Below are 23149 nucleotides of genomic sequence, written 5' to 3' on the forward strand. Positions count from 1 at the left end.
TAGGCAGTCAATATCAGGACTTTTTTCGACCTAAGAGTTGATAAGACCGTTGTTTAATATCATTTTACATGTGCGAAACTTGAGTTATTTACTTTCATTATTGTCTAGATATTTGGAAAACAAACGATACAAATATTAAAGCAAAAACCCATCTTTTATAGATGGGTTTTTTTGTTTAAAGCTTGAAAAGTTTTGGAAAAAAGTACACAATAAATAAATGGAAATGTTTAAAGAAAATAGAGGATGACAATTATGAATGATCAGCCAATTGGTTTTATTGATTCGGGAGTTGGAGGATTAACCGTTGTAAAAGAAGCGATGAAACAATTGCCGAATGAAAATTTTATTTATCTGGGAGATACAGCACGTTGCCCTTATGGACCAAGACCTAAAGAACAAGTAGTCCAATTCACTTGGGAAATGACCCATTTTTTACAAGAAAAAAAGATCAAAATGCTGGTGATCGCTTGTAATACAGCTACAGCTGTTGCTTTAGATTCCATTAAAGAGCAACTAGGAATTCCGGTAGTAGGCGTTATAATGCCAGGGACTAGAGCGGCAGTTAAAGCAACTAAAAATAAGCGTATTGGTGTGATCGGAACTAAGGGAACGGTCAAAAGTGCTTCTTACGAGCGGGCGATTAAGGAAAAAGTTACAAGCTCGCAAGTCGTCAGTCTCGCTTGTCCAAAATTTGTTCCTATCGTGGAAAGTAATCAATTTTATTCTTCAGTAGCTAAAAAAATTGTATTTGAAACATTGCAACCGTTAAAAAATAAACATTTAGATACTTTAATATTAGGATGTACTCATTACCCCTTATTGCGCCCGGTGATTCAAGATGTGATGGGCAAAGATGTGACCTTGATCGATTCTGGCGCAGAAACAATTAGTGAAGTGAGTATGCTTTTGGATTATTTTAATATTTCAAATGATGGCAACGACACCAAAGGATATGCTGAATTTTACACGACAGGCTCTACCCAATTATTTGATCAGATTGCCCAAGATTGGTTGGGTAAAGGAAAAATTTATTCAAAACAGATTGATTTAGGAGGAACAAATGATGCGTCATGATGGCAGGTATTTTGATCAGTTACGAAACATCAATATAAAAACCAATGTTTATAAACAACCAGAAGGCTCAGTTGTTATATCTTTTGGCGATACACAAGTGATTTGTTCAGCAACCATCGAAGAAACAGTTCCACCGTTTCTGAAAGATACCAATACCGGATGGGTTAGCGCAGAATATAGTATGTTGCCCCGAGCAACTCAAACCAGAAATAAAAGAGAAAGCACAAAAGGAAAACTAAAGGGACGCACCATGGAGATTCAACGTCTGATTGGACGGTCGTTGCGCGCTGTTGTGGATTTAAAAAAACTAGGGGAACGTTCTATCATTGTAGATTGCGACGTGGTACAAGCTGATGGCGGAACCAGAACTGCTAGTATTACAGGAGCTTTTACCGCTTTACGTTTAGCAATTGATAAGTTATTGCAGACCAATGAATTAGCCGAAGATCCCGTTAAAGAATTTGCTGCTGCGATCAGTACTGGTATTTTGCCGGACGGCAGCTGTGTACTTGATTTGGATTATCAAGAGGATAGTAGTTGTGCAGTAGATATGAATATTGTAATGACCGAATCGGGTCGTTTTATTGAAATCCAAGGAACTGGCGAAGAAGCGACGTTTGATCGCTCACAATTAAATGAACTTCTGATATTAGGAAAACAAGGTATTGACGCTTTAGTAAGCAAACAAAAAGCAGCTTTATATGCCAATGAAGAACAAAAACAGCAGATTAATGAGCAGACAATTGTAATTGCTACTGGAAATCCTGGTAAAGTCAGAGAGTTTACTAGAATGTTTCATGACACTGGCTATGAAGTCAAAACCATGAAAGATTTTCCAGAATTACCCGAGGTTGCGGAAACTGGTAGTACCTTTGAAGAAAACGCTCGTTTAAAAGCGGAAACCATTGCTAATATTTTACAATGTCCAGTTTTAGCGGATGACTCGGGACTAAAAGTTGATGTATTGAATGGCATGCCCGGGGTCTACTCTGCTCGTTTTGCTGGGGAGCAAAAAAGTGATGCCGCTAATAATGCAAAATTACTGCATGAATTAACGAACGTGCCGGATGAGCAAAGGGGTGCCCAGTTCCATTGCACACTGGTATTTGCTGCTCCTAAAAAAGAAAGTTTAGTGGTAGAGGCTGATTGGCCAGGACGGATTGCTCGTATTCCACAAGGGGATAATGGCTTTGGTTACGATCCCTTATTTATACCTGAAGACCTAAACGTATCAGCTGCTGAGTTGAGCGAAATTAAAAAGAATAAGATTAGTCACCGCGCACAGGCGCTGAACAAACTGCAAGACCAATGGCAAGAATGGTTAGAAGGAGGACAATAGTTTGAAATATTTAGTCGTTAGTGATAGCCACGGAGACCGACAAGTCTTAGTTGATTTATTTAATCATTACAAAGGAAAAGTTGATTACATCTTTCATTGTGGAGACTCTGAATTACCAGCTGATGATCCAGTGTGGGATGGGGTTTATGTAGTAACCGGCAATACGGATTTTGACTCCCGTTATAAAAAAGCGCAAGTTGTTGATACAGAAGAAGATATTGTTTATCTAACGCATGGTCATTTATCAAGTGTGAAGATGGGTTTAATGCAATTGGATATGCAAGCACAAGAATACGAAGCGACAATCGCCTTATTTGGCCATACCCATCAGCTTGGTTGTGAAGTCAATAAGGGCCGGCTGTTCTTAAATCCAGGGAGTATTTTACAACCTCGTGGTGGTATTTCTGTTAAAACTTATGCGATTATTGAAAGTACGACAGAGAATTTCCAAGTGCAATATTATGACCGAAATTTTGAACCGATAGAAGACCTTTCTTTTATTTTTAATAAGTAATTTATATACTCAAAAGTTTCCTTTGATGTGGACTTTTGAGTATATTTTTTGAGCGCGGTTAAATATATAGGAAAGTCATGTGATAATTAAGCAGATGCCACATAAGAACTATAAACCAGTGTAGTATCTAAACCAATTCAGCATAAGAAAATAGGGAATTGTAATTTTTACAATTAAGAATAAAAAGTGAATAGTTATTACAAAATCTTAAAGAAACCGCTTTTTCTGATTTTTATTCTTATTTTAAGGTATAATAAGAGTTGTAGTTCCGATAGAAATGGAGGTAGCAGGTTGATTGGGAAATATACAAAATCCTTACTTTTGGAAAATAAAGAATCATATCTGATTCCAGCGGAAAATGTAGCCACAGTGCTATATAGCCATCCACTGGAGCACGCATTATTAGTTTTATCCAAAGTAGGATATAGCAAAATTCCTGTTTTAGATTCGTCTGATCATTTAGTTGGGCTTATTAGTTTAGCTAATATCGTGGATAGAATGATGGATCTAGACGGATTTAATTCGGAGATTCTCGATGGTCTGTCTGTAGCTGATGTGATGGAAGTTGATGTTGCATCTTTGCGTCAAGAAGACGACTTAGAGGATGCCCTTCATTTATTGGTAGACGCATCCTTTTTACCAATTGTTGATGAAGACAATGTTTTTGGAGGGATTATCACCAGAAAAGAAGTACTAAAATCGGTTAACCACCTTGTGCACGAAGTAGAAAGAAGATATGAATTTGTCGCAAGAGAAAAAGAAGTCAATGAAAAATTAAATAATTAAAAAAAGTTCGAAAAGGTAAAAAACCTTTTCGAACTTTTTTATACACTTATTGGTGATGAAGGAATAGAGTAATCATTTGCTGTTAATTCTTGAATCGAAGCACTTAATAACTCTTCTTCTAGTTTACCCTGTTGCCCATTTTTAACATACATCGTCGTTTGGATCGCGAAGTTGTTGTTACCCAGATCGACGAGACCAAAAATGACAGGAGGAGTTTGAATATACTCAGCGTAATTGTCGACAATTTTTTGATTCGCTCGTTCAATTGCCTCGTGAATACCATCAAGTCCTTCAGAAGGTTTTACTCGAACATTAACTTGGACTCTCATATCAAAGCGTGAGGTATTACTAATCGTCGTAATGTTACGGTTAGGAACAAAATGGACGGTTCCATCGCCTGATTGTAATTGAAGGGTTCGTAATCCAACTGAAATAACGGTCCCTTCCAAATCTAAATCTGTTAGTTGAATATAATCACCAACATTGAATTGTTGTTCGATAATAATGAAAAATCCGGTAAAGATATCACTCATAAGGCCTTGCGCACCCAGACCAATTGCTAAACCAGCAATTCCAGCACCTGCTAGAAGTGAACCTACAGGAATACCCAGTGAAGAAAGTAATGAATAAACGTAAAAAAAGCCTAATGTATAATGCGCAACGTTTTTGGCTAATGCATTCATTGTTTTGACGCGTACTTCACTTTGTTTCTTCTTTTTGTTAAGGCGAAAGCCACGATCAATAAAATAGTCTGTTAACCGTATTAACACGGCGAATAAAATAGTTAAAGCAATGAGTGCGATCGCTTTTGAGATAACCGTACCCGTTAATGCTTCCCAATCAATATTACTCCACCAACGTTGAAAAGCATTCAACTTTTCTGTAGTGGGTTCGGTAATCCCCGAATCGGATGAATCGACGGCAGAACTTGCTGTCGTGGCAAGTATTTTTTGCGCACCTCTAGATAAAAACATGATATTCCCTCCCAAATTAATGCTTAACCATTGTAACAAGCTTTTTTAAAAAAGAAAATCAAAAAATCTAGGAGTAAATAAAAATTAAGATAGGTGAACACCTTTATCGACAAAGATAGTTTCTCCGATCACACCACTTGCCAAAGGACTAACTAAAAAGGCGCAGACATTACCGATTTCATTAGTGGTTACACTTACTTCGTCGGCCGTACGTTCTTGTGACAGTTGGATTAATTTATTATAGTCTTTAACCCCAGTTACAGCTAATGTTTTCACAGCGCCGGCAGAAATGGCATTGACATGAACTTGGTCTTGCGCAAACTCAGTTGCTAAATAGCGCACTGCTGCTTCTAATGAAGCTTTAGCAATCCCCATCATGTTGTAGTTAGGAACTGCACGTTGTGAGCCAAAATAAGTCAATGTAACGATACCGCTGCCTTCAGCTAATAATGGTTTTGCATAGTGCGTCACGGCGATTAGTGAATAACTGCTGATATCTTGAGCAAGAGAATAACCTTTACGTGAAATATCAGAAACATTGCCTTGCAAATCATCTTTATCAGCAAAAGCGACTGCGTGAACAACTCCATTAATTTGGCCAGCGTAATCTTTAATTTGATCAAAAGCATTTTTAATACTATCATCGTCAGCAACGTCACATTCGACTAAAAATTCATCTCCGTTAAGCATTTTTTCCAAAGATTTTTTCATGCGATCGTTTTGATAAGTGTAAATAACTTCGCCACCTTGCTCAGTAATTGCTTGTGCACAGCCCCAAGCGATACTACGTTTATTGGCGACGCCCATAACGACGATTTTTTTTCCTGTTAGAAAGCCCATAATTCCACTCCTTAAATAAAAATAGATAATAATTTCGATGACAACTCATGAAAAAAGAATCATGATTTCTTATTATTAGATAAAATTGTTTGATTGTCAAACTAAATTTACTTATTTTGATCTTTTATTGCCAAATAAATAGAAATGTGTTACTTTGATAATCAAAGTATTCTGAATTTTGAGAGGGATAAATTAAATGGAAAAATTTTTAACTGAAGAAGAAGTAAAAGAAGTAATACCTAACCGTTACCCGATCCTTTACATAGATTATGTTGATAATATCGAATCAGGTAAAAAAATTATAGCTACTAAAAACGTGACTATTAATGAAGATTTCTTTCAAGGGCACTTCCCCGGAAATCCTGTTATGCCGGGAGTGTTAATTCTAGAAACTTTAGCACAAGCAGGTTCAATTTTGATTTTAAAATCAGATGAATTCCAAGGAAAGACTGCTTATATCGGTGGTATTAATAAAGCAAAATTTAGACAAAAAGTGATAGCCGGAGATACTTTAAAACTTTCTTTTGAAATTACTAAAACAAAAGGCTCCGTTGGTACAGCTATAGCAAAAGCAACTGTTGAGGATAAAATAGCTGCTGAATGTGAATTTACTTTTATTGTTGGCGACGAATAAAAGTGAAGCAATAAAAAAAGAACCAGGTCATTTATTCAGTGAGAATGATTACCTGGTTCTTTTTTATTATCAGAAAACAAATTGCTAATTACATCATTCTGCTTCTTGTTTAATAGTAATTTTATCGATTTTAACTGGATCTTCAGGAGTTGAATTTTCGCCAGAGTCACTTTCTTTAACATCAGCTTGGGCAATTTCATCTACCACATCCATGCCGTCGATCACTTGACCAAAAACGGTGTAATCGTCATCTAGTTGCGGTGCTCCACCGTTTTTATAAGCCTCAATAATTTTTTCAGGGGTAAATTGGATGGCCAACCCGTCGGAGACATCTTCATCATTTTGCACGATAAAAAATTGACTGCCTTGACTGTCGGTTTCTTGACCGCGTGCCATCGAAAGTGCTCCGCGTAAGTGATAAAGCTGATTAGAAGGTTCAATTTCAAATCCTTTCTCCCAAATACTTTCGCCACCGGATCCATCACCTTCAGGGTCGCCACCTTGGATCATAAATTCATCAACGACCCGATGAAAAGTTGTCTCATCATAGTAGCCATTTTTAGCATGAGTCATGAAGTTTTCGACTGCTTTAGGAGCGATTTTCGGAAATAATTTAACTGTTATCTTACCGGCATCTGTTTCCATTTCGATCACGTCTTCGTTATCTTTGGGCTCTTGGTCCAATTGTGGGAGTTCTAAGGCGTTTAAGTCAACTGAGGGCTCGGTGGTTGCTTGGGAGCTAGTAGTTGTCTGGCTTGCATCATTTGTACAAGCACTAAGCAGAAGCAGGCTGACAAAAGCAGTACCTAGAAGGGGGAAGATTGTTTTTTTCATATGTAATAACCTCGCAAAATATTTTTAGTTTTTGTATGTTTTTATCATAGCAAAATTGTCCGTTAATAGCGATTCTTTTTTTATGAAAGCGGATATAAAAAAGATATAGACCGATTATAAGAGCTTTGTTATAATAGAATTGAATTAAAAATAGCTTTAATAGGAGGCTCTTCATGGGAAAGTTAGGTATTTCGCTTTATCCAGAACGATCTACATTTGAAAAAGATAAAGCCTATTTAGATTTAGCACATAAATATGGTTTTAAGCGGGTGTTTACTAGTTTATTACAAATTACTGAAGATAAAGATAAAGTATTAGCTGATTTTAAACAAGTAGTAGATTATGCGAATTCATTGGATATGGAAGTTATGGTTGATATTAACCCTCGTTTGTTTGAACAATTGGGTATATCATATGATGATTTATCTTTTTTCAATGAATTAGGCGCTGATGGTGTACGCTTAGATTTAGGATTTACGGGTGCAGAAGAAGCACAAATGACACGTAATCCTTATCGTTTAAAAATTGAAATCAATATGAGTAGTGGAACAAATTATGTGGATAATATCATGTCCTATTCACCTAATACTGCTAATTTACTTGGCTCTCATAATTTTTACCCGCATCGTTATACGGGTTTAGGATATGAGCATTTTGTTTATTGTTCTGAGAAATTTCGTAACTATAATTTAAATACTATGGCTTTTGTTAATTCACAGGCTGCTACCTTTGGTCCTTGGCCGACGCAAGATGGGTTATGCACCTTAGAAGAACACCGCGAATTAGCACTTGAAACACAGGTAAAGCATTTACTTTTAACGGGATTGATTGATGATATTACAATTGCGAATGCTTATGCTTCAGAAGCCGAATTACAGGTAATGGCTGAGAGTTTCAATGCCCTTTATCCAACTCTACAGGTTGATGTGGCAGATGATATTACAGAAGATGAACGGATTTGTTTATTTGATAATCTGCATAGTTATCGCGGGGATGCCTCAGAGTATTTGTTGCGTTCGACCATGACACGAGTTTATTATAAAGAAAAATCATTTCCTGCCCACAATACTCGTGATATGAAGCGTGGCGATGTGCTGATTGATAACGTAGGCTACGAACAATACAAAGGTGAAACGCAGATTGCTTTACAATCAATGAAAAATGATGGCAGAGTGAATGTGGTAGGACGCATTTCCGACGAAGAGTTATTTTTACTTCAATTTTTAAAACCTTGGTCTAGTTTTCGCTTAATTGAAAGACAATAATAAACAACCGAGCTAGGGCGTAAAATTTACGTCCTAGTTTTTTTATTTACCATATAAAAATTATGTAAACAAAAACGCAAATTATTTTTATTTCGCTGCTTTTTTTCGTATACTAGGTAAGGAATTTTAATAGTTATGAGGAAAAGATGATGAAATATTTAAAATGGATTGTAGTTATTCTAGGAGTTTCATTAGTGGGTGGTTTGGTATATGCCGGAAATTATTTTTATGATTATGCAGTTATCCCCTCTGAAAAGGACTTTTTAAGTCCGGATACAGACACTATAACTGAAGAAACACAAAAAATTGAAACATGGTATACGGATGAAACAAATCGTAGTCGTTGGAACCTTCAATCAGAAGATGGATTAAATTTATCGGCAATCTTTTTACCAGCTGATCAACAAGAAGGTAAAACAGCACTTTTAGCTCATGGTTATATGGATACGGCTGAAAGCATGGCAGAGTATGCTAAAATGTATCATGATATGGGCTATAATGTATTAGTTCCTGATGCTCGCGGTCATGGGAAGAGTGAAGGCGATTATATTGGTTTTGGTTGGCATGAGCGCAAAGATTATTTGCAGTGGATTGACCAAGTCCTACAAAACCAAGGTAAAGATGAAACCATTACTTTGTATGGCTTGAGTATGGGCGCGGCCACAGTTATGATGGTTTCAGGAGAACAATTACCTGCAAATGTTGTTTCGATTGTGGAAGACTGTGGTTATGCCTCTGTTAAAGAAGAATTAACCTATCAATTAAAAGACTTATTTGATCTGCCAGCATTTCCAATGATTCCTATTACTAGTTTGGTAACTAAAGTTCGGGCTGGTTATTTTTTCGGGGAAGCGGATGCGACTCAGCAATTAGCGAAAAATGAATTACCGATTTTCTTTATTCATGGTAAAGAAGACAAATTTGTTCCTTTTTCCATGCTAGATGAAGTCTATCAAGCAACGGATGCTCCTAAAGAAAAATGGGCAGTTCCTCACGCGACTCATGCTGATAGCTATAATCAAGACCCTGAACTTTATCGGGAAAAAATCAAAGCTTTCTTAAAAAAATATGCCCGATAAGTAAATGATGGACAAACGGATAAATGCTAGGTACAATAGGAAAGGTTCAAGGATAGAGTAGTCAGTATATAGAATGGAGGACACAAGTATGTCCATGTTTTTAGACCAAACAACAATTGACGTAAAAGCAGGAAACGGCGGTAACGGGATGGTGGCTTTTCGTCGTGAAAAGTACGTTCCTGACGGCGGACCTGCTGGCGGCGATGGGGGCCGCGGCGGCGATGTGATATTAATCGTAGATGAAGGTTTACGTACGTTAATGGATTTTCGCTATAATCGTCATTTTAAAGCTCAAGCAGGCCAAAATGGCATGAGTAAGAGTATGCACGGTCGCTCTTCACAAGACCTTTATGTAAAGGTTCCTCAAGGTACCATCGTGCGCGATAAAGATACAGGTGAATTTCTGGGAGATTTGATAGAAGATGGACAAATGCTCACAGTCGCAAAAGGCGGTCGTGGTGGACGTGGGAATGTTCACTTTGCTACACCGAGAAATCCAGCGCCTGAACTAGCAGAAAATGGTGAACCTGGGATAGAAAGAAAAATTGAGTTAGAACTGAAAATTCTCGCAGACGTAGGTCTAGTTGGGTTTCCATCAGTTGGGAAATCTACTTTATTATCAGTGATGTCTGCAGCTAAACCTAAAATTGGGGCTTATCATTTTACGACATTAGTGCCCAATTTAGGTATGGTTTCGGCTGCAAATGGTGCAAATTTTGTGATTGCTGACTTGCCTGGATTAATTGAGGGCGCCTCGCAAGGTGTAGGTTTAGGTATCCAATTTTTACGTCACATCGAACGAACTCGAGTGATTTTGCATGTTCTTGATATGAGTGGTATGGAAGGTAGGGACCCCTATGAAGATTACATGGCGATTAACCAAGAACTAGCCTCTTATGACCTACGTTTATTAGAACGTCCACAAATAATTGTTGCTAATAAAATGGACATGCCTGATGCTCAAGAAAACTTGGAACAGTTTAAGCAAAAATTGATCCAAGAACAAGAGGATGAAACGGCTGAACAATCTTTGATTTTTTCTGTTTCTGGGGTAACCGGTCAAGGAACTGATCCATTAATTAATGCCACAGCTGATTTATTAGAAAAAGCACCCGCCTTCCCACTTCAAGAAGAAACAGTAGCCGAAGAAGAAACTGTTCAATACGGTTATGCTGCAAACGAACCTGCTTTTGAAATTCAACGGGATCCAGATGCTACCTGGGTACTTACAGGAAGCCAGTTGGAAAAACAATTTGAGATGACCAATCTTGAACATGAAGAAGCGATTCGACGTTTTTCTCGTCAATTACGTAAAATGGGCGTTGATGAAGCCTTACGGGAACGAGGAGCAAAAGACGGCGAACTGGTACGGATTAAAGATTTTGTTTTTGAATTTGTTGAATAAGTCTAAAAGCAGTAGATATTTATATTTGGATTGCTAAAATGAAAGAAACTGCTGAAAGGAGCAAACAAATGACAGAACGCGTAATTATTATGAATTTTGAAGAAAATGCTCAAGCTTATCAAGGATTTTCTATGATCAAAAAAGCACAGACAGCCAAGGAAGTAAGTGGTGAACAAATGGCGGTTGTTACTCATTCAGCTAGCGGTCAGCATCAATTTACGGTAGAAGATTTCATTGATTTTACAGGTTCAAACCAAACGTCAAAAGGCGGACTTATCGGCATGATGATTGGTATTTTGGGCGGCCCTTTAGGCATACTTTTGGGTTGGTTTGGCGGCAGTGTCATCGGCGCTTCCAGAGATAGTAAAGAAATTCGAGAGGCTCAAACGGTCTTTGATTTTGTGGGTAAAAAAATCGATGTCGGCGAAACGGGTTTGATTTTAATTGCAGATGAAACGGATAATCGCCCTCTAAACCAAATCATTATGATGGAATTAGGCGGTGAAATTGCTCGTTTTGATCTAACAGAAGTTCAAGAAGAAATCAAAAAAGCACAAGAAGTAGAAGAGACGACCAAAGCAAATACGAAACAGAATTGGGATGAAAAGCATCGAGAATAAGATGACAACCCACTGATTAGCAAAAGAAAGATAGGTAGATTATGGAACTGGAATTTTTAGGAACGGGCGCCGGATTACCGGCAAAACATCGTAATGTTACTAGTATTGCTTTAAGGCTTTTAGCTGAGCGCAATGCGGTATGGTTATTTGACTGTGGTGAAGGAACGCAAATGCAGATTTTGCATACAACGATCAAACCACGTAAAATTGAAAAAATATTTATTAGTCATTTGCACGGCGATCATATATTTGGACTGCCTGGATTAATTACTAGTCGTTCAAACCAAGCAGGAGATAGGCCATTAGAAATTTATGGTCCCAAAGGTTTGGAAGAATTTGTCCGTACTGCCCTAAAAATTTCAAAAACTCATCTGAACTATCCTTTAAAATTTATCGAAATATCTAGCGACGAAGAGACTTTATTTGAAGATGATCAGTTTATTGTATCTTGTAAAAAGTTAGATCATGGCATTGCAAGTTTTGGCTTTCGAGTGGTTGAAAAAGACCATAAAGGTGAGCTGCAAGTAGAGAAATTAAAAGCTTTAGGCGTTAAGCCTGGTCCGCTTTATGGTAAGTTAAAAGAAGGCGCGAGTGTCACTTTAGCAGATGGGCGTACGATTAATGGTGCTGATTTTGTGGGGCTGGCAAAAAAAGGACGCATCGTAACGATCTTAGGGGATACACGCTATACGCAAAATGCAATTGACTTAGCTCAAAATGCGGATGTTCTGGTTCACGAAAGTACCTTTAATAAGGACGAAGCAAAACTTGCCAAATCTTATTATCATTCGACTACTCAGCAGGCAGCAACAGTAGCTAAAAAAGCAGGTATCAAACAGCTGATTTTAACACATATTAGTGCCCGCTATTTAAGCAAAGATGTTATTGAGCTAGAAAAAGAAGCACAAGAAGTTTTTTCTGATACGATTATAGCAAAAGATTTTTATTGGATGTCGATTCCATTTCAAGAAAAGGAGGGCAATTAATTCGATGAATTTAAAAGATAAAGTAGTTTTAGTTACTGGAGCTTCTTCCGGTTTAGGAGAGCAAATTTGTTATGAAGCAGCCAAAAAGGGTGCAATCGTCATTGTTTGTGCTAGACGCATCCAAATGATCGGCCAGGTGAAAGAAAAGTGCAGTGAGCTTAGTCAAAATGACGCCTATGCTTTCCAATTAGATGTTTCAGATCCAAACAGTATTGAACGGATGTACGAAAAAGTTAAAGAAGAGGTGGGGCCTGTTGATTGTTTAGTTAATGACGCAGGTTTTGGCTATTTTGATGATTTCGTAGCGTTTGAGCAGGAAAAAATTAGAGAAATGTTCGAAGTCAATGTATTAGGATTGATGCTGTTGACACAACGGGTTGCAATCGATATGTTGGAAGCTAAAAGCGGTCATATCATAAATGTAGCTTCAATGTCGGGCAAAATGGCAACGCCTAAATCCAGTATTTATTCTGCCACTAAATTTGCTGTACTTGGGTTTTCGAACGCTTTACGTTTGGAATTAAAACCTTTTGGTATTGCTGTTACAACTGTTAATCCAGGACCTATTCAAACTGAATTTTTCGACAAAGCAGACCCTAGCGGAAGTTATTTAGATCATATAGGTGCGATAGTATTAAAACCTAATAAACTAGCAAACAAGATCGTCAAACAAATGAATCATCCCAAACGTGAAATCAATCAACCGATAATTATGGAAATTGCTGCTCGGACTTACCAATTGTTTCCTAAGGTTGGAGATTTCTTAGCTGGTGGAATATTTAATCAAAAATAGTGTTAAATTAATAGTTAGGGGAGTTTTTGTATGAAGAATCAATGGCGGATTATCTTGGGTTTAGTTTTGACCCTTTTAATTGTGCTATTTGCGGTAATGAATAATATGGATGTGCCCATTAATTTCGGATTTTCGCAACTAAGCGCACCGCTGGTTATCATTATTATTGGATCGGCATTTTTAGGCGCAGTCGTGATTGCACTGGTTGCCACAAGTACGATTTGGCAACAGAGAAAAGAAATTAAAAAATTAAATAAACAATTAGGCGAACTGGAACAATCGTTAGATCAAAAAGTAGCCGACAAACGACAAGAACTAGAACGCCAGTACAATAACAAATTAGCTGCTTTAGAAACTGATAATCAGCTAACTGAAAACCAACAGGAAGAAACAAATGAAGAAGATCCAGTTTCAAAGAATGAATGAAGATAAGAAAAGAAAGGGCGCTTTAGCTAAAAGATGTCCTTTCTTTTCTTATTTGCTTAGGTTTGATATAATACAGTGTTGGTTAGGAGTGATTGTTTGAAACAAGCGAATTATAATTGGCAACTCCCGCAGGCTGCGGAATTGCCCACGGAATTTACCGATCAATTAAAAAAAGAAGACGTTCCAGATTTTCTAGGTCAGCTGCTTTGGCAACGTGGTGTTAAAACCAAACAAGCAGTTGAAGCTTTTTTTCATCCAACACTAGATCAGTTACATGATCCTTTTCTCTTGTTTGAAATGGAAAAAGCTGTTATACGTGTACAAAAAGCAATGGAAAACGAAGAAAAGATTCTGATTTATGGTGATTACGACGCTGATGGTATTACTAGTACATCGGTTATGAAAGAAACGCTGGAGCTTTTAGGTGCAGATGTGGATTATTACCTACCTAATCGATTTACAGATGGATATGGGCCCAATTTAGAAGTGTATAAAGAAAAAATAGCTGCTGGAGCACAATTAATCATTACAGTCGATAATGGTGTAGCAGGAAATGAAGCCATCGATTTTGCTAATAGCCAAGGGGTAGACGTGATTGTTACTGATCATCATGAATTGCCGCAAGTATTACCCAATGCTTATGCAATTATTCATCCGCGTCATCCAGAAGGAAAATATCCATTTGGCGAATTAGCGGGTGTAGGTGTGGCTTTTAAATTTGCCTGCGCCTTACTTGATGAAGTTCCTCCCGATTTTTTAGATTTAGTAGCGATTGGCACTGTTGCTGATATGGTTTCACTAACGGATGAGAATCGTGCATTAGTTATTTTTGGTTTACAAGCTTTAAAGCAAACTCAGCGTATCGGTATTCTTGAATTATTACAGATTAGCCAAATACTGCCAGAAGAAGTCGATGAGTCAACGATCGGTTTTGCGATTGCTCCTCGGTTAAATGCTTTAGGTCGTTTAGAAGATCCCAATGAAGCAGTCGAATTGCTGACTACTTTTGATCAAGATCGAGCCCGTCAGTTATCGGCACAGCTCGATCAAATTAACACGCAAAGAAAAACGCTTACTCAAGAAATTACCGAAGAGGCGATGCGTCAAGTCTTACCTGATAAAAAGATTCAAATTATTACAGGTGAAAATTGGCACGAAGGTGTATTAGGGATCGTTGCTGGTAAAATCGCACAAAAAGTCGGACAACCGACGATTGTTTTAACTCAGACACAGGATGGTATTTTAAAAGGTTCAGGTCGCAGTGTTGATACAGTGAATCTATTTAAACTTTTAGATGAAGCAAGAGATTTAATGGTCAGCTTTGGGGGCCATCATGCTGCTGTTGGACTTAGTATACAAAGTGAAAATTTACCCTTTCTAGTAGAAAAAGTAAATGAAGTCATAAAAATTAAGCAAGTTCAACCGATGAATAATTTAGCGATTGACGCGATATTAAGCTTGTCAGACGTTAGTTTACAGCATATTGAAGCAATGCAATCTTTGGCGCCTTTTGGTATGGATAATCCATTGCCACATATTTTATTTAAAGATTGTTCGGTGGTAAACGCTCGGACTGTTGGAGCAGATGGCAAACACTTGAAGCTTTCAGTAAAAGATCGTTCGGAAGCAAACGTGGAAGGCATCGGTTTTGGTTTTGGCCCAGATATTTTAGAATTTCAAAGTGAATCGATCGATATTGTGGCACAATTGTCAATTAACGAATGGAATCATAAACGGATCCCGCAAATTATGTTACAAGATTATCGTGTCGATCAGCTGCAAGTTTTTGATTACCGATCAAAAAAATATCAACAAAATTTAGCTTTTGTAGACCCCACTTTATTTGTCAGTTTTTCGGAAAAAGAAACGAAAAAGGCGGAAAATAAGGTGGACCATCCGGTTGTAACTTATAAAGATCCTCAAAGTTTTCTTTCAGTAATAGACAATACCAACTTTCAACAGTTAGTACTTATTAATTGTCCCATACAGCTAGAAGACGCTAAAGAAGCAATTAAAGCAGCGCAAGTTTCGCGAATTTTTTTCCTATGTTCAGCTAAAGACGATGCTTATCTAGATGGGATGGGTACCAGAGAACAGTATGCGAAATTGTTTCATTTTATTGCTAAACAGCAGCAAATCGATGTAAGATATAAATTGCCGCTTATTGCACAACACTTAAATATTCCGGAAAAACTATTGTTTTTTATGATCCAAGTGTTTTTTGACTTAGAATTTGTTACAATAACAGACGGGATTATGGATAAGGTACAAGACCCAGAATCTCATGCACTGACTGAAAGTCAGACCTATCAAGAGCGTCTGGATAAAATCAAAACAGAAGAATTTTTATTATTAAGTGATTTGCCGACTTTAAAAAGTTGGTTATCAATATAAATGACGACCATGTAGTATTTTAAAATTAAATATTTTAAGCGCGTCTATTAGGAGGAAAACAAGTGAATTTAGAAAATTACATCGCAAGCATCCCTGATTATCCAACAGAAGGTGTTACCTTTAGAGATATTTCTCCGCTTATGGCTGATGGAAAGGCTTATCGTGAAGCAGTAAATGAAATAGTTAAATACGCCGATGAAAAACAAATCGATATGGTGGTAGGACCAGAAGCGCGTGGCTTTATTGTAGGTTGTCCAGTCGCTTATGAATTAGGTGTAGGTTTTGCACCCGTTCGTAAACCTGGTAAATTACCGCGTGAGACCATTGAGGTAACCTATGACAAAGAATATGGGCAAGATACACTAACGTTACACAAAGACGCTATTAAGCCTGGCCAACGCGTTCTTGTTTGTGATGACCTATTAGCAACTGGAGGCACTGTAAAAGCTACAACTGAATTAGTCGAAAAATTAGGCGGCGTTGTAGTTGGTTGTGCGTTCTTGATTGAATTATTAGATTTACATGGAAGAGATAAAATTACAGATTATGAAATCCTGACTTTATTAGACTATTAATCATTATTTTACTTAGCTTTAAGAAAATTGAATGGTTTGGAGATTGATCCTAAATCCTTGCTTTGTATATTGACAGACTTTTAGTCATAGCTAAGTAAGGATTTTTTACTAACAAGTGAATTCTTTTATGCTAGAGACGCACTTTTTATGCAATAATCAGACATAAGTTTGCTATTATAGACAAAACGAAAAAATTTAATATATTAACCCAAAAAAGGAGCAATAAAATGAATATTGTAGTACTTGCAGGTGGATTGAGTCATGAAAGGGACGTCTCTTTATCTTCGGGTGGCAAAATAGCAACTGCTTTAGAAGGAAAAGGACATAGAGTTTTACTACTAGACGTTTATCTAGGTATGGATGCGAAAGATTTTGAACATGCGTTTCAAAGACAAGGAGAAAAAGAAAAACAGCGTGAGTATTCAGTCTTGAAAAAAGAACCAATACTAGAAAAATTAACAGAATTTAACAAAAACCAGACAGACTTAGTTGGAAATAATGTAATTGAAATTTGTAAAAGCGCTGATTTTTGCTTTTTAGCCTTACATGGAGGAATTGGTGAAAACGGAAAGTTGCAAGCACTTTTGGATATCTATGGAATTAAATATTCGGGAACGAATTATAAGGGCAGTTTATTAGCTATGGATAAAGATATTTCAAAACGGCTGATGTTAATGAATCATGTTTTGACTCCTGAGTGGGAAGTTATTGATCATTCTTCTCAAAGTAAGATTTCTACTCCTTGTGTGATAAAACCAATTGATAATGGTTCAAGTATAGGAGTAGAAATAGTTGAGAATAAGGAAGAGTTAAATGCGGCAATAACAAGAGCTGAAAAGTTTCAAAGTAAAATTATGGTGGAAGAAAAGATTGAAGGCAGAGAATTTTCGGTAGGAATTTTAGGAGACACTGTTTTACCCGTTATTGAAATAACCCCTAAGCATGGCTTTTATAATTATGAAAATAAATATCAAAAAGGCGCAACAATCGAAACAACGCCTGCAAAAATTTCTGAAGAATTAACCCAAAAATTAAGTGATTTAACATTTTTAGTTCATAATATATTAGAATTAACCGTTTACTCCCGAGTTGATTTTATTATTACAGAGGATTTTAAAATATACTGCATTGAAGCGAATAGTTTACCTGGAATGACACCTACCAGTTTATTACCACAGGAAGCTGCAGCTCAAGGGATTCATTTTTCAGATTTATGCGAAATGATAGTGAAGTTATCTTTAGACAAATATTTACAAGACTAAAATATAAAATGACTGTAATCTGTAGTGAAGACATAGCTTCTATTAACTTATAAAAAATTCTTTTTACTAAACTAAAAGAAAAGAATGTTAAACGTTTAAGAAGCTGCTCGTATAACACACAACTTATATATTAGAAAAGGAGAAAGAGACCAGTTTTAACTGATTTCTTTCTCCTTTTCTGGCTAATTATTCGCTTGATAAGACGATTAATTGACGAAAACTATGGTTTTGTTTGATAACGATGCATTTGATGCTTGTATTCTGATTGAGTATTCTTTTTGTCGTCCCAAAGTAATAACCATAGGGTGATTAAGGGACAAACAAACAAAGCAGAAATAAAGAGCCCAAAATGACCGATAGTAATCCCAATTAACAGCACAGCAATCATAAACCCAAAGCGACGAATCCCTTTCATTATTATTACACCCCTTTTATTTGCCTGTATGCGAACTAACGTTTGTATATTCATTATACGAATATTCGTTCCCTTTGTAAAGCAAAAAATAAAAGATCTTCGAAAAAAACGAAGATCTTACTGATAATGGGTTAAAAATGGCGGTACAGTCCTACGACTTGGCCTAGGATTTTAACTATTGGCAAAATAATTGGTTCCATAAAATCATTTTCTGGCTGCAAGCGAATATGATCTTTTTCTTTATAGAATCTTTTGCAGGTGGCTTCTTCTTCTTCAGTCATTGCGATGACGATATTTCCGTTTTCGGCAAAGTCTTGTTTACGAACAATTACTTGATCTCCGTCTAAAATACCTGCGTTAATCATGCTTTCTCCTCGAATAGTTAGCATAAATAATTGCCCATCTTGGCTAGTTAAATTAGGTGGAATTGGGAAATAATCTGAAGCTTCCTCAACTGCTAGGATTGGTTCACCAGCTGTAACCGTACCAAGCATAGGAATATTTTCTTGTTGAGCACCGATTGCTTCTAAGCCTAAAGCAGTCAACTCAATGGCACGCGGTTTTGTAGCATCACGTTGGATCATACCCTTTTTTTCTAAACGTGACAGATGGCCGTGCACAGTCGAAGTTGAAGACAAACTCACACCTTCACCGATCTCTCTAACAGTGGGGGGGTATCCTTTTTGACTGACACATGTGTGAATGAATTTTAATACTTCGATCTGTCGATTTTCTGTTCGTTTTGCCAAAGTTAACACCTTCTCTCTATTATTAATTAAAGTTTAGCATAACTTAGCGTGGAATTCAAACAAACGTTCGCCTTAGTATGTGTCAAATTTTTTGAGGTTGAATAAAAAATGACCTTTGGGACAGACACTTTTTGTATTTTTTTACCTCACGTTCGTTCGGTTAGACCTCATGATATCTAACAAAAACAAGTTTTTATTAGATATAATTCGGTGTCGTTATTAATTGCTCCAATCCTTTGGCGAATTGGCCTAAAGGGGCACTTTTAGCTTTTCCTTCACCAATTTGGCCCTTAAATGCCCCTTCATGCGTTTGAAAGTTAGGCTTTTTCTGTACCCAACGTTTCATGGCTTTCCAACGCTTTTCCTGGGCGAGTACATCATTCGGTAAGGCTTCATATTGGTTCAACCAACCGTCAAATTCTTGGTTTCTTAAACTATCAATGACACGCATCATGGCCTGCGCCCCTGTTTTTGTCCATAAACGACCTTGGCGCTTCATCCGGTAGGTCATCTTCCGATGGGTACTTTCGATTGTGCCAATACAAGCTTTGGGATCCACGATTCCTCGGGCTTTCCGAGGTTTTAAATACGGCCAATTCCTTTGAAGATAATGATGGAGTAAGCGCAATTGTTCCAAGGATTCGGCTTCCTTTTCTTCGATCAAACTTTCCGAGGTATCTAAGACAAGCTGGACCTCTTGCCAATCATAATGTTGGATCGCCTGGATCATCCGATTTTGAAGTTGCGGGACAAAAGACAGGCGTTCTTTGATTTTCCGATGGACATGATACCGATCACGAAAGTGTTCATGACGTAAACAGCCTAAGGAAAGTTCATCAAACACAGCTTTTTCATAGCCTGAACCTCCATCACTATTGGAAACGACAACGGTATTTGTTAGATCATAATGCGCTTGAATATAGTTCATTATTTCTTTTTGCGCTTGTTGTCGATTGAGATGACTGACAAAGTGAGGAGCGATCATTTCCGAGCGATGCCCGACTTTCTGGCTCCCTTCACTTACTTGAAAACGATGGATTTCCAGCGACTGCTTCTTCTGACCGCCAATCTTCACTCCGTCGCCTTCTAGATATAAGTAGGGCACTTTTTTCTTAGAAATGTCCCCCTCGTAACGACTTTCATGGGTACTTCGTGTCTGAACCAGTTCTCCGGTTTTGACCACCAGTTGTTGCACATTTTGATGGCTCATACGCCAAGAAGTCAAACAGTCGATCGCTTGGGAGACGTGACGGTAGACCATCGTTGTCCCCAATTGGGAAACGTTGCGTAGCACAAGAGAGCTATAACGGAGGCTCTTCCGAATACCCAGAAATTCATCCAAAGGATAACGAATTTCATTGGCTTGATTTTTCATTCGGCGGCGAACATAGGTCACGGTGCCAAATAAGAAAGTCACCGTTCGTTCACTTTTACGGTCCACTTGAAAGCCTTCCTTTTTGCATTGGGCCGAAACCTCCGCATCGAGAATTTGGAAGGCAAGTTGTGTTATCGTCGCTAGGAGTTGGGCAAAAAAGACCATCATGGCTTTTTCTCTTGCTAAAAAATTCGTTTCCTTCTTCATTACTTCAACTAAATCTGTTACAATAGACTCCATAAGAAACCGCCTCTGTTATTAGTGCCTGTCACAGCCCAATAACTAGAGTAACGGTTTCTTTTTTATTCGTCTAGCATTAACCTCAATAAATTTTACACTTAGTTCGCCTTAATCGTGTTGTTTAAGATTGTTTTTTTAACTGTCATTGTGTAAGATGAGAAGAAGGAGGGAAACATAATGATATCAGACGAAAAGATAAATCGTATTAATGAATTAGCCAAAAAGAAAAAAGAACAAGGGCTAACAGATGCTGAGCAAGAAGAGCAGAAAGCATTAAGACAAGAATATTTAGAAACCTTTCGTGGGGGAATGAAAAAACACATCGAAGGCATGAAAGTGGTTGATCCTGAGGGGAAAGATGTAACTCCTGAAAAACTTAAAAAAATTCAAAAGAAAAAAGGATTACACAACCGTAAATAAACTGTGTATCCCTTTTCAAATTTGATTGAAAAATAGTCTTTTATCTTTTATAATAGAATAGAATTAAAAGTAAAATTAACCTAAAATAGGAGGCGTTCGTATTGTTTGATGAAATTGATGAATTAGGGGTAAATACGCTTCGAACCTTAAGTATTGACGCAGTCCAAAAAGCCAACTCAGGGCATCCTGGCTTGCCTTTAGGCGCTGCACCCATGGCTTACGCTCTATGGACAAAGTATTTGAAAGTGAACCCGAAAACTTCACGGAAATGGATTGATCGGGATCGTTTTGTTTTATCCGCTGGGCATGGGTCGGCTTTACTATATAGCTTGCTGCATTGTTCAGGCTACGATCTTTCAATTGATGAATTAAAGAATTTTCGTCAATGGGGAAGTCATACGCCAGGTCACCCGGAAGTCGGCGATATCGATGGTGTAGAAGCAACGACGGGCCCATTAGGTCAAGGACTTGCAATGGCTGTGGGTATGGCGATGACAGAAGCACATTTAGCTGCTCAATATAATAAAAAAGATTTTTCTATTATTGATCATTACACTTATGCGCTAGCTGGTGATGGCGACTTGATGGAAGGAGTATCTCAAGAAGCTTCTTCATTAGCGGGCCATTTACAGTTAGGTAAATTGATTGTTTTTTATGATTCCAATGATATTTCCTTAGACGGACCGACTTCTAAAGCGTTTACTGAAAATGTGGGACAACGATTTGAAGCTTACGGTTGGCAACATCTGTTAGTAGAAGATGGTACTGACATGGAAGCTATTGCTAAAGCAATTGAAAAAGCACAAGAGAATACGGATCAGCCAACCTTGATCGAAGTAAAAACAGTGATCGGTTTGGGTTCACCTAAGGAAGGTACTTCTGCTGTCCATGGCGCAGCTTTGGGTGAAGAAGGAGTAACTGCTGCTAAAAAATTCTTTGGCTGGGATTATCCTGAATTTACAGTGCCAGAAGAAGCGGCGGCTCGTTTCAAAGAAACAATGGTGGATCAAGGTGAAAAAGCCGAAGCAGATTGGAATGATCTATTTGCGGCTTACGAAAAGAACTATCCTGATGAAGCTGAACAATTGAAAAAAGCTTTTGCAGGTGAATTACCAGCTGACTGGGATAAAGAACTGCCACATTATGATGTAGGAAGCGATCAAGCTAGTCGTAAATCTAGCCAAGAGATCATTCAAGCTATTTCTAAAGCAGTATCTTCATTCTGGGGTGGCTCAGCAGATCTATCTTCTTCTAATAACACAATGGTTACTGATGATAAAGATTTCGCACCTGGTCAATATGAAGGTCGTAATATTTGGTTTGGTGTTCGTGAATTTGCGATGGCTGCTATCATGAATGGGATTCAATTACATGGGGGGACTAAGATTTACGGCGGCACTTTCTTTGTGTTTACCGATTATTTCCGTCCAGCATTGCGCTTAGCTGCTATCCAGCATTTGCCTGTTACGTATGTCTTAACCCACGACTCTATTGCTGTAGGTGAAGATGGACCGACTCATGAACCGGTTGAGCATTTGTCAAGTTTACGTAGCGTACCAAACTTAAGTGTGATTCGTCCAGCCGATGGGAATGAAACACGTGCGGCTTGGGAAATGGCGATGCACGCAGAAACTAATCCAACTGTGCTGGTTTTAAGTCGTCAAGGATTGCCAACACTTGCTGGAACGACGGAAAATGTTGAAGAGAATGTAGCTAAAGGTGGCTATGTTATCTCATCACAAAAAGGGAATAAACCTGATGGTATTCTAATTGCTACTGGTTCTGAAGTTCACCTAGCAGTTGAAGCACAAGAAAAATTAGCGGATGAGGATATTGACGTTTCAGTTGTTTCCTTACCAAGTTTTGATTTATTTGAACAACAAAGTGAAGCCTACAAAGAATCTGTATTACCAAGTGGTATTAAAAAACGTTTGGGAATTGAAGCAGGAGCTTCATTTGGTTGGCATAAATATGTTAAAGATGATGGTCAATTGTTGACGATTGATCGCTTTGGCGCTTCGGCACCAGGCAATAAAGTCTTGGAAGAATATGGCTTTACCGTAGATAATGTTGTATCAATCTTTAAAACAATGTAAAAATAATTAAGAAAAAGCACGGGTCTTTCTGCAGATTGACCCGTGCTTTTTTCG

23 protein-coding genes are annotated in these 23149 nt (G+C 37.7%); 17 read left to right on the plus strand and 6 right to left on the minus strand.

What is annotated here, in order from left to right; genetic code table 11:
* The first annotated feature begins 243 nt into the window (after window positions 1-243).
* From racE to cbpB, 4 genes are all read left to right on the plus strand, one after another.
* A complete protein-coding gene (gene racE, locus C7K43_RS02825) occupies window positions 244-1074 on the plus strand; it encodes a glutamate racemase (RefSeq protein WP_268827304.1) in 831 nt (276 codons plus the stop codon).
* Window positions 1064-2413, plus strand: coding sequence for a ribonuclease PH (gene rph / locus C7K43_RS02830; protein ID WP_124007230.1), 1350 nt, complete (start codon window positions 1064-1066; stop codon window positions 2411-2413). The genes racE and rph overlap by 11 nt, the downstream gene beginning before the upstream one ends.
* A 1-nt stretch (window position 2414) precedes the next feature.
* Window positions 2415-2927 (plus strand): metallophosphoesterase, encoded by a 513-nt coding sequence (locus C7K43_RS02835; protein WP_124005465.1) that lies wholly within the window; start codon window positions 2415-2417, stop codon window positions 2925-2927.
* 291 nt (window positions 2928-3218) lie between these two features.
* Window positions 3219-3713: a cyclic-di-AMP-binding protein CbpB gene (gene cbpB / locus C7K43_RS02840; protein ID WP_124005466.1), complete on the plus strand. Its 495-nt coding sequence runs from the start codon at window positions 3219-3221 to the stop codon at window positions 3711-3713.
* Between the two features lie 38 nt (window positions 3714-3751).
* Here cbpB and C7K43_RS02845 read toward each other — a convergent pair whose 3' ends face one another.
* Window positions 3752-4687: a mechanosensitive ion channel family protein gene (locus C7K43_RS02845; RefSeq protein WP_124005467.1), complete on the minus strand. Its 936-nt coding sequence runs from the start codon at window positions 4685-4687 to the stop codon at window positions 3752-3754.
* A gap of 84 nt (window positions 4688-4771) precedes the next feature.
* Window positions 4772-5527 (minus strand): enoyl-ACP reductase FabI, encoded by a 756-nt coding sequence (gene fabI / locus C7K43_RS02850; RefSeq protein ID WP_124005468.1) that lies wholly within the window; start codon window positions 5525-5527, stop codon window positions 4772-4774.
* Window positions 5528-5723: 196 nt separating this feature from the next.
* On the opposite strand from fabI, the gene fabZ reads away from it, so the two are divergent.
* Complete coding sequence (gene fabZ, locus C7K43_RS02855; RefSeq protein ID WP_124005469.1) at window positions 5724-6161, plus strand: 3-hydroxyacyl-ACP dehydratase FabZ; 438 nt, start codon at window positions 5724-5726, stop codon at window positions 6159-6161.
* Between the two features lie 93 nt (window positions 6162-6254).
* On the opposite strand, the gene C7K43_RS02860 is transcribed toward fabZ, so the two are convergent.
* The gene (locus C7K43_RS02860) at window positions 6255-6995 is read right to left on the minus strand and encodes a peptidylprolyl isomerase (RefSeq protein ID WP_124005470.1); all 741 of its coding nucleotides are present in this window, start codon (window positions 6993-6995) and stop codon (window positions 6255-6257) included.
* Window positions 6996-7168: 173 nt separating this feature from the next.
* Here C7K43_RS02860 and C7K43_RS02865 point away from each other — a divergent pair, with 173 nt between their 5' ends.
* The 10 genes from C7K43_RS02865 (at window position 7169) to C7K43_RS02910 (ending at window position 17800) form a co-directional block, all read left to right on the plus strand.
* Window positions 7169-8260, plus strand: coding sequence for a DUF871 domain-containing protein (locus tag C7K43_RS02865; RefSeq protein ID WP_124005471.1), 1092 nt, complete (start codon window positions 7169-7171; stop codon window positions 8258-8260).
* A gap of 149 nt (window positions 8261-8409) precedes the next feature.
* Entirely contained in the window at window positions 8410-9339 is a 930-nt protein-coding gene (locus tag C7K43_RS02870) for an alpha/beta hydrolase (protein ID WP_124005472.1), read from the plus strand.
* 88 nt (window positions 9340-9427) lie between these two features.
* Window positions 9428-10744 carry a GTPase ObgE gene (gene obgE / locus C7K43_RS02875; protein WP_124005473.1) on the plus strand — a complete coding sequence of 439 codons (1317 nt, stop codon included), beginning with the start codon at window positions 9428-9430 and terminating at the stop codon, window positions 10742-10744.
* A 68-nt stretch (window positions 10745-10812) separates the two neighbouring features.
* A complete protein-coding gene (locus C7K43_RS02880) occupies window positions 10813-11364 on the plus strand; it encodes a DUF1269 domain-containing protein (RefSeq protein ID WP_124005474.1) in 552 nt (183 codons plus the stop codon).
* A gap of 41 nt (window positions 11365-11405) precedes the next feature.
* Window positions 11406-12350 (plus strand): ribonuclease Z, encoded by a 945-nt coding sequence (gene rnz / locus C7K43_RS02885; protein WP_124005475.1) that lies wholly within the window; start codon window positions 11406-11408, stop codon window positions 12348-12350.
* Between the two features lie 4 nt (window positions 12351-12354).
* The gene (locus tag C7K43_RS02890) at window positions 12355-13143 is read left to right on the plus strand and encodes an SDR family NAD(P)-dependent oxidoreductase (RefSeq protein WP_124005476.1); all 789 of its coding nucleotides are present in this window, start codon (window positions 12355-12357) and stop codon (window positions 13141-13143) included.
* Between the two features lie 30 nt (window positions 13144-13173).
* Window positions 13174-13569, plus strand: coding sequence for a LapA family protein (locus C7K43_RS02895; RefSeq protein WP_226996718.1), 396 nt, complete (start codon window positions 13174-13176; stop codon window positions 13567-13569).
* Between the two features lie 96 nt (window positions 13570-13665).
* On the plus strand, window positions 13666-15963 hold the full coding sequence (gene recJ / locus C7K43_RS02900) for a single-stranded-DNA-specific exonuclease RecJ (protein ID WP_124005477.1): 2298 nt from the start codon (window positions 13666-13668) through the stop codon (window positions 15961-15963).
* A gap of 62 nt (window positions 15964-16025) precedes the next feature.
* Window positions 16026-16538, plus strand: a complete 513-nt coding sequence (locus C7K43_RS02905) for an adenine phosphoribosyltransferase (RefSeq protein ID WP_124005478.1) — start codon at window positions 16026-16028, stop codon at window positions 16536-16538.
* Between the two features lie 227 nt (window positions 16539-16765).
* Window positions 16766-17800, plus strand: a complete 1035-nt coding sequence (locus tag C7K43_RS02910; protein ID WP_124005479.1) for a D-alanine--D-alanine ligase family protein — start codon at window positions 16766-16768, stop codon at window positions 17798-17800.
* A gap of 220 nt (window positions 17801-18020) precedes the next feature.
* Here the strand turns inward: C7K43_RS02910 and C7K43_RS02915 are convergent, their stop codons facing one another.
* The 3 genes from C7K43_RS02915 to C7K43_RS02925 all read right to left on the minus strand — a co-directional run bounded on the left by C7K43_RS02915 (window position 18021) and on the right by C7K43_RS02925 (window position 20579).
* The gene (locus C7K43_RS02915; protein ID WP_124005480.1) at window positions 18021-18215 is read right to left on the minus strand and encodes a hypothetical protein; all 195 of its coding nucleotides are present in this window, start codon (window positions 18213-18215) and stop codon (window positions 18021-18023) included.
* Window positions 18216-18346: 131 nt separating this feature from the next.
* Window positions 18347-18964, minus strand: coding sequence for a transcriptional repressor LexA (gene lexA, locus C7K43_RS02920; RefSeq protein ID WP_124005481.1), 618 nt, complete (start codon window positions 18962-18964; stop codon window positions 18347-18349).
* 196 nt (window positions 18965-19160) lie between these two features.
* Window positions 19161-20579, minus strand: a complete 1419-nt coding sequence (locus C7K43_RS02925; RefSeq protein ID WP_124005482.1) for an ISLre2 family transposase — start codon at window positions 20577-20579, stop codon at window positions 19161-19163.
* Between the two features lie 177 nt (window positions 20580-20756).
* On the opposite strand from C7K43_RS02925, the gene C7K43_RS02930 reads away from it, so the two are divergent.
* Both C7K43_RS02930 and tkt read left to right on the plus strand, forming a co-directional pair.
* Entirely contained in the window at window positions 20757-20999 is a 243-nt protein-coding gene (locus tag C7K43_RS02930; protein WP_124005483.1) for a DUF896 family protein, read from the plus strand.
* Window positions 21000-21100: 101 nt separating this feature from the next.
* The gene (gene tkt, locus C7K43_RS02935) at window positions 21101-23095 is read left to right on the plus strand and encodes a transketolase (protein WP_124005484.1); all 1995 of its coding nucleotides are present in this window, start codon (window positions 21101-21103) and stop codon (window positions 23093-23095) included.
* Window positions 23096-23149 lie beyond the last annotated feature (54 nt).

It is taken from the genome of Tetragenococcus koreensis (assembly GCF_003795145.1).
GTDB classification, from domain to species: Bacteria; Bacillota; Bacilli; order Lactobacillales; family Enterococcaceae; genus Tetragenococcus; species Tetragenococcus koreensis.

Excerpts from the sequence above, each read along its gene's own strand:
- C7K43_RS02845 (WP_124005467.1), bottom strand. The coding sequence starts at position 4,687 with ATGTTTTTATCTAGAGGTGCGCAAAAAATACTTGCCACGACAGCAAGT.
- C7K43_RS02880 (WP_124005474.1), top strand. The coding sequence starts at position 10,813 with ATGACAGAACGCGTAATTATTATGAATTTTGAAGAAAATGCTCAAGCT.
- C7K43_RS02910 (WP_124005479.1), top strand. The coding sequence starts at position 16,766 with ATGAATATTGTAGTACTTGCAGGTGGATTGAGTCATGAAAGGGACGTC.
- obgE (WP_124005473.1), top strand. The coding sequence starts at position 9,428 with ATGTCCATGTTTTTAGACCAAACAACAATTGACGTAAAAGCAGGAAAC.
- C7K43_RS02925 (WP_124005482.1), bottom strand. The coding sequence starts at position 20,579 with ATGGAGTCTATTGTAACAGATTTAGTTGAAGTAATGAAGAAGGAAACG.
- fabI (WP_124005468.1), bottom strand. The coding sequence starts at position 5,527 with ATGGGCTTTCTAACAGGAAAAAAAATCGTCGTTATGGGCGTCGCCAAT.
- C7K43_RS02930 (WP_124005483.1), top strand. The coding sequence starts at position 20,757 with ATGATATCAGACGAAAAGATAAATCGTATTAATGAATTAGCCAAAAAG.
- C7K43_RS02895 (WP_226996718.1), top strand. The coding sequence starts at position 13,174 with ATGAAGAATCAATGGCGGATTATCTTGGGTTTAGTTTTGACCCTTTTA.
- C7K43_RS02870 (WP_124005472.1), top strand. The coding sequence starts at position 8,410 with ATGAAATATTTAAAATGGATTGTAGTTATTCTAGGAGTTTCATTAGTG.
- C7K43_RS02865 (WP_124005471.1), top strand. The coding sequence starts at position 7,169 with ATGGGAAAGTTAGGTATTTCGCTTTATCCAGAACGATCTACATTTGAA.
- racE (WP_268827304.1), top strand. The coding sequence starts at position 244 with ATGACAATTATGAATGATCAGCCAATTGGTTTTATTGATTCGGGAGTT.
- fabZ (WP_124005469.1), top strand. The coding sequence starts at position 5,724 with ATGGAAAAATTTTTAACTGAAGAAGAAGTAAAAGAAGTAATACCTAAC.
- C7K43_RS02860 (WP_124005470.1), bottom strand. The coding sequence starts at position 6,995 with ATGAAAAAAACAATCTTCCCCCTTCTAGGTACTGCTTTTGTCAGCCTG.
- rph (WP_124007230.1), top strand. The coding sequence starts at position 1,064 with ATGCGTCATGATGGCAGGTATTTTGATCAGTTACGAAACATCAATATA.
- C7K43_RS02915 (WP_124005480.1), bottom strand. The coding sequence starts at position 18,215 with ATGAAAGGGATTCGTCGCTTTGGGTTTATGATTGCTGTGCTGTTAATT.
- rnz (WP_124005475.1), top strand. The coding sequence starts at position 11,406 with ATGGAACTGGAATTTTTAGGAACGGGCGCCGGATTACCGGCAAAACAT.
- C7K43_RS02890 (WP_124005476.1), top strand. The coding sequence starts at position 12,355 with ATGAATTTAAAAGATAAAGTAGTTTTAGTTACTGGAGCTTCTTCCGGT.